This is a genomic window from Corynebacterium sp. ACRPF, from assembly GCF_022347395.1.
GTDB lineage: Bacteria > Actinomycetota > Actinomycetes > Mycobacteriales > Mycobacteriaceae > Corynebacterium > Corynebacterium tuberculostearicum_D.
Genome location: NZ_JAKRNB010000011.1, coordinates 1 through 11751, shown reverse-complemented (window position 1 = coordinate 11751; position 11751 = coordinate 1). Strand labels below are relative to the sequence as shown.

At 57.8% G+C, this 11751-nt stretch carries 13 protein-coding genes and 1 rRNA gene; 10 read left to right on the top strand and 4 right to left on the bottom strand.

Features of this window, described 5'->3' with window-relative positions:
* Positions 1-65 precede the first annotated feature (65 nt).
* From rpsF to dnaB, 4 genes are all read left to right on the top strand, one after another.
* A complete protein-coding gene (rpsF, locus tag MHX61_RS06450) occupies positions 66-356 on the top strand; it encodes a 30S ribosomal protein S6 (protein WP_005326996.1) in 291 nt (96 codons plus the stop codon).
* Positions 357-405: 49 nt separating this feature from the next.
* Positions 406-951 carry a single-stranded DNA-binding protein gene (locus tag MHX61_RS06445; protein WP_005325943.1) on the top strand — a complete coding sequence of 182 codons (546 nt, stop codon included), beginning with the start codon at positions 406-408 and terminating at the stop codon, positions 949-951.
* 48 nt (positions 952-999) lie between these two features.
* Entirely contained in the window at positions 1000-1452 is a 453-nt protein-coding gene (gene rplI / locus MHX61_RS06440; protein ID WP_005325949.1) for a 50S ribosomal protein L9, read from the top strand.
* 467 nt (positions 1453-1919) lie between these two features.
* Positions 1920-3350, top strand: a complete 1431-nt coding sequence (dnaB, locus tag MHX61_RS06435) for a replicative DNA helicase (RefSeq protein WP_005325950.1) — start codon at positions 1920-1922, stop codon at positions 3348-3350.
* Between the two features lies 1 nt (position 3351).
* On the opposite strand, the gene MHX61_RS06430 is transcribed toward dnaB, so the two are convergent.
* From MHX61_RS06430 to MHX61_RS06420, 3 genes are all read right to left on the bottom strand, one after another.
* Positions 3352-3816, bottom strand: coding sequence for a VanZ family protein (locus MHX61_RS06430; protein ID WP_239193729.1), 465 nt, complete (start codon positions 3814-3816; stop codon positions 3352-3354).
* A 120-nt stretch (positions 3817-3936) separates the two neighbouring features.
* Positions 3937-6090 (bottom strand): cation-translocating P-type ATPase, encoded by a 2154-nt coding sequence (locus tag MHX61_RS06425; protein ID WP_239193634.1) that lies wholly within the window; start codon positions 6088-6090, stop codon positions 3937-3939.
* Between the two features lie 8 nt (positions 6091-6098).
* A complete protein-coding gene (locus MHX61_RS06420; protein ID WP_005325954.1) occupies positions 6099-6299 on the bottom strand; it encodes a heavy-metal-associated domain-containing protein in 201 nt (66 codons plus the stop codon).
* A 117-nt stretch (positions 6300-6416) separates the two neighbouring features.
* Here MHX61_RS06420 and trxA point away from each other — a divergent pair, with 117 nt between their 5' ends.
* A complete protein-coding gene (gene trxA, locus MHX61_RS06415; protein WP_005325956.1) occupies positions 6417-6785 on the top strand; it encodes a thioredoxin in 369 nt (122 codons plus the stop codon).
* A gap of 83 nt (positions 6786-6868) precedes the next feature.
* A complete protein-coding gene (locus MHX61_RS06410; protein WP_005325958.1) occupies positions 6869-7606 on the top strand; it encodes a PspA/IM30 family protein in 738 nt (245 codons plus the stop codon).
* Here the strand turns inward: MHX61_RS06410 and MHX61_RS06405 are convergent.
* Positions 7603-8700, bottom strand: coding sequence for an NYN domain-containing protein (locus MHX61_RS06405; RefSeq protein WP_005325960.1), 1098 nt, complete (start codon positions 8698-8700; stop codon positions 7603-7605). The genes MHX61_RS06410 and MHX61_RS06405 overlap by 4 nt on opposite strands.
* Positions 8701-8903: 203 nt before the next feature.
* On the opposite strand from MHX61_RS06405, the gene MHX61_RS06400 reads away from it, so the two are divergent.
* The 4 genes from MHX61_RS06400 to MHX61_RS06385 all read left to right on the top strand — a co-directional run.
* Complete coding sequence (locus tag MHX61_RS06400) at positions 8904-9278, top strand: GntR family transcriptional regulator (protein ID WP_005327000.1); 375 nt, start codon at positions 8904-8906, stop codon at positions 9276-9278.
* Positions 9275-10078, top strand: a complete 804-nt coding sequence (locus MHX61_RS06395) for an AAA family ATPase (RefSeq protein WP_239193632.1) — start codon at positions 9275-9277, stop codon at positions 10076-10078. Before MHX61_RS06400 ends, MHX61_RS06395 begins: the two co-directional genes overlap by 4 nt.
* The gene (locus MHX61_RS06390) at positions 10075-11046 is read left to right on the top strand and encodes a beta-carotene 15,15'-monooxygenase (protein ID WP_239193630.1); all 972 of its coding nucleotides are present in this window, start codon (positions 10075-10077) and stop codon (positions 11044-11046) included. Before MHX61_RS06395 ends, MHX61_RS06390 begins: the two co-directional genes overlap by 4 nt.
* A 587-nt stretch (positions 11047-11633) precedes the next feature.
* Positions 11634-11751: ribosomal RNA gene (locus MHX61_RS06385) — 16S ribosomal RNA — on the top strand; the annotation flags it as partial.

The window sequence follows — 11751 nt, the reverse complement described above, 5'->3', positions numbered from 1 at the left end:
CTCCTGCTGCATCCGCAAAGGTGATGCAGCCGAAAACTACTAGACCATAGGAGGTGATGAGGTCCGTGCGTCACTACGAAGTCATGATCATTCTGGATCCTAATCAGGATGAGCGCACCGTAACCCCGTCCCTGGATAAGTTCCTCGAAATCGTCCGCCAGGAAGGCGGCAAGGTTGAGAACCTTGATGTATGGGGCAAGCGCCGTCTTGCATACCCCATCAACAAGAAGGAAGAGGGCATTTATGCCGTCGTCAACCTGGAGTGCGAGCACACTTCGGTTGCCGAACTCGACCGCCGTCTGAACCTGAACGACACCATCCTGCGTACCAAGGTTCTGCGCACCGACAGCAAGTAACGGATACTGGGATCAAGCACAATCCACGTAACCGATAAGGAGTAAAGACATGGCACAGGGAGATACCAATATCACGGTGGTAGGCAACATCGTTGCTGACCCCGAGCTGCGCTTCACCCCGGCGGGTGCGGCAGTAGCTAACTTCCGCGTCGCCTCCACCCCTCGTCGCTATAACTCGCAGACGAATCAGTGGGAAGACGGCGAAGCTATGTTCCTGACCTGCAACGTATGGCGTCAGGCAGCGGAAAACGTTGCCGAGACCATGTCTAAGGGCATGCGCGTCATCGTTACCGGCCGCTTGAAGCAGCGTTCCTTCCAGACCCGTGAGGGCGATAACCGCACCGTATTCGAGATTGACGTCGACGAAGTCGGTCCGTCTCTGCGCTACGCCACCGCTCAGGTAAACCGCAATCCGCGTGAGGGCGGCAATAACTTTGGCGGCGGCCAGCAGCGCTCGAATAACAATAATCAGGGCGGTTTTGGAGGCGGCCAGCAACAGCAGCCGCAGCAGAACCAGGCTCCTTCTGAGGATCCGTGGAACTCCGCACCACCTGCAGGTGGTTTCGGAGGCGCTGATTCTGAACCTCCGTTCTAAGTCTGTCACCCGCAACTATTCAACTAACTCAATTGAAAGGCAGGGATCATGAAGCTGATCCTCACCGCTGCCGTTGAGAACCTCGGCGCCGCTGGCGAAATTGTTGAGGTTAAGGACGGCTACGGACGTAACTACCTGCTTCCTCGCGGCCTGGCCATCGTGGCTACCCGCGGCGCAGAGAAGCAGATTGAGGGCATCAAGCGCGCCCAGGAAGCTCGCGAGATTCGCGACCTGGATCACGCACGTGAGGTCCGCAACCAGCTCGAGCAGCTGACGGATGTCAAGGTAGAGGTTAAGACCTCCGAATCCGGTAAGCTCTTCGGTTCCGTTCAAGCAGAAGACATTGTCAACGCCGTCTCCAAGGCCGGTGGCCCTAAGCTGGATAAGCGCATCGTTGTGCTTCCTAAGGGCCTGGTCAAGAAGACCGGCAACTACCAGGTCGAGCTGAAGCTGCACGCTGATGTTATCGGCAAGGTGAACTTCTCGGTCGTTGCTGCCTAACTAGGCGCACGACGGTCCATATAGACCCAAAGACAACAGCAACGCTTTAGGCCTCAAGTTCCTGCTATGTGAGGTGGCAGGAACTTGGGGCCTTTAGCGCGTTTTAACCGGCCTGTGGATAACTGTGGAATTCTGTGGATAACTCTTTGGCAACTTAACTCTCTGTTTACGCGGAGGCCTCTTTATTAACTCGCAGGTCAGGCCGCTTATCCACCAAGGATGTGCCTATTTTCACATCTGGAAAAACATGCTCTGAGCTGGGATTATGATTTGTGCAGGTCAAGGAGTTTTGGAGTTATCCACAGGCCTATGCAGGGCAAATATGGGCAAAGGCTCCCGCGACCTGCAATTTTCACAGCACCCTGTGGATAACTGTGGAAGTTATGCCCAGGGGGTGGTGTCCGGGCACTAGACTAAACTGAGATTCCGATACGCTCGGTTGCTCGAATAGCTACAAGGGGGAAGACATGACCAACGCCAGTTTTGATGATGAACACCTGCCACCGGAGCCACCGCCGGAGGAGGAACCGGCCCCACGCCGCCGCTATCAGCAGGAAGAGCCAAAGCGCTATGGCGAATTCCGCCAGCCTCCCGCAGACCGCGAAGCGGAGCAGGGCGTCCTGGGCGCAATGTTGCTGAGCCCCCATACGGTGATGGAGGTCATCGAGGAGCTAGAGCCGGAGGATTTCTACTATCCGGCGCATACGTTGATTTACCGTGCCATGCTGGATCTATATTCCGAGGGCAAGGACGTCGACGCCGTCATTTTGGCCTCCCAGCTCGACCGCTTTAATAACCTCGAGCGCGTCGGCGGTGCTCCTTATCTCCACACTCTGCTAGCTACAGTGCCCACGGCGGCCAACGCTCGCTACTACGCCGAAATCGTCGCGGAAAAGGCAGTGCTGCGCAAGCTTGTTGATGCCGGCACGCGCGTAGTGCAGCTCGGATTTTCCGGCACCGAAGATGCAGAAATCGAGTCCGTGCTGGACCGTGCACAGCAGGAAGTTTTCGCCGTCGCCCAGCGCAAGACGGCAGAAGATTACCGAGTCCTGGGAGACCTCATTGACCCCACCATTGATGAGCTCGCCGCCCTGCAGCAAGCCGGCGGCGTGGAGCTAGGTGTGCCTACTGGCTTCATCGACCTCGATAAGTTGACCAACGGCCTTCACGCGGGCCAGATGGTCATCGTTGCTGCTCGCCCTGGTGTGGGTAAGTCGACCCTAGCCATGGACTTTATGCGCTCCTGCTCCTTGCAGCACGGCAAGTCCTCGGTGATTTTCTCTCTTGAGATGTCCGCCTCGGAGATTGTCATGCGCCTGCTCTCGGCGGAGTCAGAGGTAAAGCTGGCCGATATGCGCGGTGGCCGAGTTTCCACCGAGGACTGGGCAAAAATCGATGAGACCCTCAACCGAGTCCAAGATGCCCCACTCTTTATTGATGACTCACCGAACCTCACGATGATGGAAATTCGGTCCAAGGCCCGCCGCCTCAAGCAGCAGCACGGTTTGGATCTGATCGTCTTGGACTACCTGCAGCTGATGTCTTCGGGTAAAAAGGTAGAGTCCCGCCAGCAAGAGGTCTCTGAGTTCTCCCGTCAGCTGAAGCTCTTGGCCAAGGAGCTGGAGGTACCTCTTATCGCGATCTCGCAGCTGAACCGTGGACCTGAGGCGCGTACGGATAAAAAGCCGCAGCTTGCGGATCTCCGTGAGTCTGGCTCGCTGGAGCAGGACGCCGATATGGTCATGCTGCTCTACCGCCCCGATTCCCAGGACCGCGATAATGAGCGCGCCGGCGAGGCGGATATTATCCTAGCCAAGCACCGTGGCGGTCCGATCGATACCGTGCAGGTGGCGCACCAGCTGCATTACTCCAAGTTCGTCAATATGGCGCACGGATAAATTACAGGTCCACCACCGCGTTGGGGTCTCCCAATCGTGGACCAAGGATGACCAATACTAAGAAAACCGCAGCTGCGGCGAGCGCCAACCACCGCCACACGGGGAAAAGGCGTTCGCCGCAGAGGCGGGCGAACGCCGCGCCGATGAGAGCGCCTAGGGTATTGAAGAGAAGATCATCAATATCGGTGCGCCCGAGGGTGAAAACATACTGGCACACCTCTAGTACGAGGCTGAGGCCACATCCCCACGCGGCCGTGCTCTTAATGGAGCGGCAGAGGCTAAAGACCAGCATGCCGAAGGGGATGAAGAATGCGGTATTGCCCGCGTACTCAAAGAGCGGGCCAAACCAGCTGCCGCCGGAAAATTCATCGAATGGTACCCAGCGCAGTTCTCGGGCACGCTGATTTTCCGGCTTCCACAAGTAGCCAATCTGGTAGAAGGGCTTCAGCGTGGTCAATGCGATCATAACCGCAGTCCACGCGGCGAGGGATACCCTGCTGAGCACGCGCTAGTCCTTTCTTTCGTGGCGGGGGAGTTTACGCCTCCGCCAATGCTAGCCTGCACAGGGGTGCCTCGGCGGCCTTATTTAGCGACGGACGGAAAAGCCGCGCAGCCGCAGCGAGTTAGTAACCACGAAAACCGAGCTCAGTGCCATGGCCAGGCCCGCCAGCAGGGGATTGAGCCAGCCGAGCGCGGCCACGGGAATGAGTACGACGTTATAGGCGAAGGCCCAGAAGAGATTGCCCTTAATGATTGCTAGCGTGCGGCGCGAGAGCCGAATAGCATCAGCGGCGCAGCGTAAATCGCCGTTCATCAGGGTGATATCGGAGGCTTCAATGGCAACGTCGGTACCTGCGCCCATGGCGAGGCCGAGGTCGGCTTGGGCCAGTGCGGCGGCGTCGTTAATTCCATCGCCCACCATCGCCACGGTGTGCCCCGCGGCCTGCAGCTCCTTGATGTGGTTCACCTTGTCCTCGGGCAGGACCCCGGCGCTGACGTGATCGATTCCTACCTCGGCAGCCACGGCGCGGGCGGCCCCGGCATTATCGCCGGTCAGCAGGTAAGGGGTAAGCCCTAGCTCCTTCATCTGTGCCACAGCGGCGGACGAGCTCGGCTTGAGGGTATCGCGTACCTCAATGATGCCTGCAGGCTGCCCGTTGACGGTGACGACCACCGGCGTGGCACCAGCGTCCTGTGCGGCGCGGAATGGCGCTTCTAGGTCGCCCAACGGGCTTTGGCGCTTGCCGACGCCCACCCGGGCCCCCTCCACAGTTCCTTCCACGCCGCCTGAAACTACTGCAAAATCGGTAGCTGGTTCCACCGTGCTTTCTCGGGCGATAGCGCGAGCGATGGGATGCTCGGAGTTGTGTTCCACGGCCGCGGCCAAGTCGAGCACGTCGCCGTGTACGGCGGTAACGGACATCTCTCCGGCGGTGACCGTTCCGGTCTTATCCATGACGATGGTATCGATTTGCCGCGTAGATTCCAGGATCTCCGGGCCTTTAATGACAAGCCCCAGCTGTGCCCCGCGGCCGGTGCCGACGAGGATCGCGGTGGGCGTCGCCAAGCCCATAGCGCAAGGGCAGGCCACGATGAGGACGGAGACCGCGGCGATAAAGGCCGGGGCCACCCCGCCGAAGAAAAGATGGGCAAGGAGTGTCAGCACTGCTACGGCCATGACCGCGGGGACGAAGACCTGCGCAATGCGGTCCACGAGGCGCTGTACCGGCGCCTTGGACGTTTGTGCATCCGTGACCAGCTGGGCCATTTGGGCCAGTACCGTATCCTCGCCCACCTTGGTCGCTCGGACCTCGAGCTTGCCGGAGGCATTAATGGTTGCGCCGGTCACCGCATCGCCGGACCCGACCTCGACGGGCACGGGCTCGCCGGTGATCATGGAGGCGTCGACCGCCGAGTTGCCGGCAACGACGATGCCATCGGTGGCGATCTTTTCGCCCGGGCGTACTACGAAGACATCGCCTACCTGCAATTGGGCAATGGGAATGCGCTTCTCGCCTCCCTCGCGCAGTACCGAGGCTTCTTTAGCGCCTAGGGAGAGCAGCTCCCGCAGCGCCTCGGAGGACTGGCCTTTGGCTCGTGCTTCGAACCACCGGCCGAGTAGGAGGAAGGTAATGACCATGCCCACGGACTCGAAATAGATGTGATCCATCTGCGCCGCGTTCGCGTCCAGCGTCATGTGCATCTTCATGCCCGGTTCGCCCGCATTGCCGAAAAACAGCGCCCACAGCGACCAAAAGTAGGCCGCTGAGGTTCCCATGGTGATAAGCGTGTCCATGGTGAAGGAACCGTGCTTGAGGTTTGTCCACGTTGCAGTGTGGAATGGTGCGCCACCAAAGATATAAACGATGGTGGCCACGATGGCGCAGGCCCACTGCCAATTGGAAAACTGCAGTGCCGGCCACATCGATACCACCATGAGCGGTAGCGATAGGGCACCGGAGATGATGGTGCGGCGCAGCAGCCCTCCGTCACTGCTCTTCTCGGCCTGCGGATCCTCCGTCTTCGCCGCCGCCATATCGAAGGCGCCGTAACCTGCGCCCTCTACCACCGAAATGAGCTCCTGTGGGCTTACCGTCTGGGAGTCGTACTCGATTGCCGCCGCCTCGGTAGCGAAATTGACGCTGGCGCTTACTCCCTCGAGCTTGTTCAGCTTGCGCTCGACGCGGGAGGAGCAGGAGGTGCACGTCATTCCTGTTACGCCAAGGTCCAAGTGGGACATGGTGGTTCCTACTTCAGCGTGTAGCCGGCCTCTGCCACGGCGGCCGCTACCTGTTCATCGGTGAAATCGGTGCCGGTAACCGTTACGGCGCCGGTGGTGTGGTCCGCAGTGACCTCGCTAACGCCGGAAATTTCGCCGACCTCTTCTTTTACTGACATTTCGCAATGTCCGCAGGTCATGCCCTCTACGGTGTAGTTCTTGGTGCTCATGATGATCCTTTCTTAGGGTTGGTTTCCGGGCCCATTTTATACCCCCTAGGGGTATATGACAAGGATATTTCATGTACGTTGGGGAATAAAGCAATCCGCAAAGGAGTTAGAACAACCATGGCTACTATCGATGTCACCGAAGAAAACTTTGAAGAAACCGTTACCGGCGAGGGCATTACGCTCGTAGACGCGTGGGCCGATTGGTGCGGCCCTTGCAAGCGCTTTGCGCCGGTTTTTGAAAAGGCCTCCGAAGAGCACACGGATGCTACCTTTGCCAAGCTCGATACCGAGGCCAACCAGGGCCTCGCATCCGCGCTGGAGATTCAGTCCATTCCTACGCTGATGATCTTCCGCGATGGCATCTTGGTCTTCCGCGAGGCTGGCGCGCTGCCACCTGCAGCATTGGAAGACCTGCTGAAGCAGGTCAAGGAACTCGATATGGCGGAGGTTCGCCGCCAGGTAGAAGAGCAGAACGCGCAGGGTTAATCCCCGCTAGCTTCCTAGGCGCTTTCTGGTGAGTATCGCTAAACTCGCTAGAAAGCGTCTTTTTATGTCCAAAGGAGAAGATAATGGCTAACCCCTTCAGCAAGGGCTGGAAGTACATGATGAGTTCCTTCGATCAGAAAATTGATGAGAACGCTGATCCGAAGGTGCAGATCCAGCAGGCCGTCCAGGCCGCCAAGGAGCAGCACCAGCAGATCTCTGATCACGCTGCAGAAATCATCGGCCATAAGTCCCAGCTGGAGATGCAGATGAACCGCCTGGTTAAGTCCCAGCAGGACTACCAGTCTCAAACCCAGCGTGCATTGGAGCTGGCGGATTCTGCGGAGGATCCGCAAAAGGCCTCCGAGTATAACCAGGCTGCGGAAGTGGTTGCCTCCCAGCTGGTAGCGGTGGAGCAGGAGCTGGAAGACGTTAAGCAGCAGTACGCCGCCGCAGAGCAGGCTGCCGCGCAGGCCAAGAGCCAGCAGCAGCAGTCTGAGGCGCGCTTGAAGGAACAACTAGCGCAGGTTAGCCAGCTGGAGGCCCAGGCGGACCAGGCGGCTATGCAAGAAAAGAACGCCCAGGCTATTGATTCCATGAATCAGCTCAACCCGGACGATTCCGTTCCTACTCTTGATTCTGTGCGCGCCAAGATTGAAAAGCGCTACGCCGATGCCCTTGGCGCCCAAGAATTGCAGCACGCCACCGGCGGCGATCGCATTAATGAGATTCAAGCCGCCGGCAATGACATGAAGGCGACTGCGCGCCTTGATGCCATCCGGGCGGATCTTAAAAAGAAGAAAGAGCTCGAATCCGGCGATTAATTCTGCCGGCGAACATTAATCAGAACCCCACGAATCCCTGAGTGGAATCCATCGCGCAGGTTCACGCGCTGGGTTTCGGTCAGGGTGTATTCGTGCAGGGTTTCGCAGGCAAACTGCAACAGCGGGCGGTCGATCTCCGGGGGAAGCCCGCCGCCTGAAAGTAGATGTGCCTGATCTCGCTGCTCGGTGCTAGCAGCGTTATCGAACCACCACGAGGCGTATTGCTGGCCCACGTCGAATGGGGATTGGAACCCAGCCGAGCTCCATACTTCCTCCGGCAGCGGCACATACTTAGAGCGCAGCTTGCGGCGCGGTGCCATCATGGATGGCTTGGGCGCCGGCTTCTCCGCCGGAGAGTCCTCCTCGGCGGGGGAATCCTCTGCCGCATCCGCCTTGGGCGGAGCCGGCTTGGGCGTCGGGGCCGGGGTGGGCTTTTCTGTGGCGCCGAAGGCTGCCTCCACCTCTGAGGGCTCGCCGCATTCATCCGGTTCGGGCATTTCCTCGCCCTCTTTATGTGCATTTTCGCGCACCACTGGAGGAAGCGGGCCTTCCAAGACCTGCAATTCCATAGCGTCTGCGAAGTCCTCGCGAGGATCCAAGATGGTGGTGGAATCGCAGGCATGGCGCAGTGCGGAGGACATGGAGTCCCAGCCAAACCCATAAAGATGTACGCGGATGCCGTTATCCACGGCTGCTTGTGCGCCGGGGATCATGTCGGCATCGCCGCTGACGAGGACAAAGTCAGTGAATTGGCCCTTCATGGCGGCGATGACCATGTCCGCTACGAGACGGGTATCTACGGCCTTTTGGGTGCGGCGCTCACCCCATTCGATGAGCTGTCCGGTGCGCAGCTGGACCCCTTCGCAGGTGCGTAGGGCGCGCTGGTAGCGGTGTGGGCCGGTATCGGGAATGCCGTCATACCAGTATTGGCGCTGGATTGGGGTTCCCAGTTGGTTCTCGATCATCCCGCCCATGGTGCTGACCACCTCGGGCAGATCGATTTCTAGCTGTGCGCGGGCACCCGTTTCCCACGAGTTATAAAAGCTAGCGAGCAAGTAAGAGGTATCGACAAAGACGAGTGTGCGTTCAAGCATGGCTCCTAAGTTCCGTTCTAATTGTTCTAAATAAAATTCTTTGTGGTTTCCAGTGTGCCCCATTAGTCACAAAACGTCGATAACCTTGGGCAAAATCCCAGCGCAGTGGCAGCAAAAAAGTTTTCTCTTTGGAAGTATTGCAGGGATGGGGTGTTGCCGATATGGTTGGTTACACAAGTAACTAACCAACGAACCGAGGGTTAATGGATAATTCCACGCAACCACTCTTCCGCCAGATTGCTTCTCTGGTGGAGGACGCCATCGTGGACGGCACCCTGGGCGAGGGGGATAGGGCCCCATCCACTAACGAGCTTGCTGATTTTCACAACATCAACCCGGCCACTGCCCGCAAGGGCATCAGCCTCCTGGTGGATATCGGGGTGCTGGATAAGCGCCGCGGCATCGGCATGTTCGTGGCAGAAGGCGCCCTGAAAACGATCCGGGAGCGCCGCCGCGCCGATTTCGCGGCGGAATACATGGCACCGCTTGTCGACGAAGCCGTTCGTCTGGGCTATAACCGCGCCCAACTCCACGACCTATTTGATCGCGTTGCAGAAAGCCGAGGAATGTACTCATGATTACAACACGAGATTTCACCTTTGCCGATGGCCTCACACATGGCTTAGTTGGCCCCAACGGCATTGGCAAAACCACGCTCCTGCGCAAAATTGCCGGACAAATCCAATCTGGCGGTATCACCGTCTTCGGCGAGGAACCCTTTGACAAGCAGTCGGTTCTCAACCGAGTCATATTGATGGGTATTGATAACCCACTGCCGGATTCCTGGGGCATCGGGAAGCTGGGCGTTATTGGTAAGGCGCGCTGGCCGCGCTGGGATGAGGAGCGCTTCAATGAGCTGCTGGTTCGCTTCGACGTGCCGGCCAAGGCCTATTCTGCCCTGTCCCGCGGGCAAAAGTCTGCGGTGGGATTTATCTTCGCCGTTGCTTCTGGCTGCGAGGTCATGCTTCTCGACGAGCCCTATCTGGGCCTCGATACTCAGCGCCGGGAGCTTTTCTATCAGGTGCTGCGCGAGGAGCACGGCCGCACAATTGTCATCTCTACCCATCACCTCAATGAGGTAGCAGGTCTCCTCGACACCGTCTCGCTGATGGGGGATAACCCCATTTCCGGTCCCATCGATGACTTCATCGAGGGAATTCTCGAGCTCACCGGACCTTCTGAGGCCCTCACAGCAGCGGTCACAGAGCTCGACCTCCGCGTGCTCAGTAGGGAAACCACAGGTTTGGGCGACCGCGTGCTTATCGACGCCCGCTCTACCGCCACCGACCCCATCTTCCGCACTGCTCAGGCCTACGGTCTGCGCGCCACTGAGGTCTCTTTAGAGCGTGCGGTGCTGGCATTGGAGGAGAGAGCATGAAACTACTGTGGTACCTAGGCGATTGGTGGAGCTGGTCCTTCTTCTTTTTAGCTTTGTTGGTCATGCCCGTCATGGCGCAGGGAACGTGGAACGTGTTCCCGGTGATCTTTTCCTTGTCGCTAATACTTACCCTGGCACCAGACTTTAAGAAGTACCAGCTGGTGGGTCTGGGTTCGAAAATCTGGAATGAGCATCGCCGCAGTCTCGTTGCCCTGAGCGCATTGGCGGCAGCTATTGGCGCCCTCACCGTGCAGTTGTGGTGGGCATTGCCCATTTATGCCGTCGCAGCGGCGTGGGCAATGTACCGCAAAGCTGCGCCTCAACGGACCGGGTACACCACCACCGGCACCCAACCCTCAAGCGGCTTCGGATGGTTCCCCCGCACCTTGGCTGGGCAAGCGATATACCGCCCGCAGGTCAAGGCATGGGGTGCAGCGTGTCTGGCCCAAGCAATCGGGTATGTGCTTAACCGGTATAAGGAGGAAGTTCCGCTGCTTGGTTTCCTTGGCATCTTCATTTGGGCACTGTCATTTGCGATGTTCGCTGCAGCTCTCCACAGCTTGCGAGTATCTCTGCGCGAATACACGGTACTTGGTGGAAGCCGTGCTGTTTGGTCCCGGCATACTGCCGTGCTCGGTCTGATACCTGTCCTAGTCGCGAGCACCTTTAGCGTAGTACTAGCGAACGACGGCGAACTTGTGGCGGACATCGTGCTGCTTAGTGCCACCTGCGCCCCTATAGTGGTCAGTCTGGAATTTCTGGGAAAGAAGAACTGGCACTTATTCGCTCTCTACCTGGTCCTCATTGCTGGGATGGCACTTCTGCGCACTCTGGTGCCGGTCTCCGCGGTTGCCCAGCTCTTCTTGGCGGTGGCCTTCTATACAGTCTGGGCTTTGATGCTGCCCGCGTACATTCGCCGAGCAAACGCTCACCGTGGCGGAATAAGCGCTTGGATGGGCATAGATTAAACCGCTCAAAAGAAGGGTTGGCCTGGGGATTTGTGTTTGTTTAAGTCGCTGTGTAACTTAATACGAGTCAGCGCGACCGACAGCGCCCCACAGGAACAGAAAAGTTCCTGGCTGAAGCGGCGATAGGAAAACAGGCCCTGACAAAACAAAATTCTTTTTGCTCACAATGAGCTACACGCCAAAGTGTGTGTGGTTGTTGTGTGGTGATGATGTTTGAGAACTCAATAGTGTGCCAATGTACTTTTTATTTTTTGTGTGCATGGTTGTGTGTTGATTGGTTTGTCTGCCAATAGACCTAGGTGGTTTTTTGGTTGGTGTGTGCCGGTTGGGTATGTGGAACACGTACTCTTTTGAATGCTGTTTGGTGTTTCGGCTGCATTGAGATGGATTGGTTGGCATGTGATTGTGTTCAACTTTTTTCAGTTTCCTTATTTTTGACCCCGTCGGGTTGAGGGAACTTATTTTTTCTTTGTAGTAATTTTTTGGACGCCAGCACGGGCTGCATTGTTGTGTGGTTTGTGGTGGTTTGTTTGTTTGTTGGGTTTCGGGCTTTTCACGGCCTGTTTCGGATTTTTGTTCTGAAATTTTTTGTGGAGAGTTTGATCCTGGCTCAGGACGAACGCTGGCGGCGTGCTTAACACATGCAAGTCGAACGGAAAGGCCCTGCTTGCAGGGTGCTCGAGTGGCGAACGGGTGAGTAACACG

Bases quoted from the DNA above. Each gene is read 5' to 3' on its own strand.
- MHX61_RS06425 (WP_239193634.1), bottom strand. From the start codon at position 6,090: ATGTCCCACTTGGACCTTGGCGTAACAGGAATGACGTGCACCTCCTGC.
- MHX61_RS06400 (WP_005327000.1), top strand. From the start codon at position 8,904: ATGGATAATTCCACGCAACCACTCTTCCGCCAGATTGCTTCTCTGGTG.
- trxA (WP_005325956.1), top strand. From the start codon at position 6,417: ATGGCTACTATCGATGTCACCGAAGAAAACTTTGAAGAAACCGTTACC.
- dnaB (WP_005325950.1), top strand. From the start codon at position 1,920: ATGACCAACGCCAGTTTTGATGATGAACACCTGCCACCGGAGCCACCG.
- MHX61_RS06390 (WP_239193630.1), top strand. From the start codon at position 10,075: ATGAAACTACTGTGGTACCTAGGCGATTGGTGGAGCTGGTCCTTCTTC.
- MHX61_RS06445 (WP_005325943.1), top strand. From the start codon at position 406: ATGGCACAGGGAGATACCAATATCACGGTGGTAGGCAACATCGTTGCT.
- MHX61_RS06420 (WP_005325954.1), bottom strand. From the start codon at position 6,299: ATGAGCACCAAGAACTACACCGTAGAGGGCATGACCTGCGGACATTGC.
- rplI (WP_005325949.1), top strand. From the start codon at position 1,000: ATGAAGCTGATCCTCACCGCTGCCGTTGAGAACCTCGGCGCCGCTGGC.
- MHX61_RS06430 (WP_239193729.1), bottom strand. From the start codon at position 3,816: ATGATCGCATTGACCACGCTGAAGCCCTTCTACCAGATTGGCTACTTG.
- MHX61_RS06395 (WP_239193632.1), top strand. From the start codon at position 9,275: ATGATTACAACACGAGATTTCACCTTTGCCGATGGCCTCACACATGGC.
- MHX61_RS06405 (WP_005325960.1), bottom strand. From the start codon at position 8,700: ATGCTTGAACGCACACTCGTCTTTGTCGATACCTCTTACTTGCTCGCT.
- MHX61_RS06410 (WP_005325958.1), top strand. From the start codon at position 6,869: ATGGCTAACCCCTTCAGCAAGGGCTGGAAGTACATGATGAGTTCCTTC.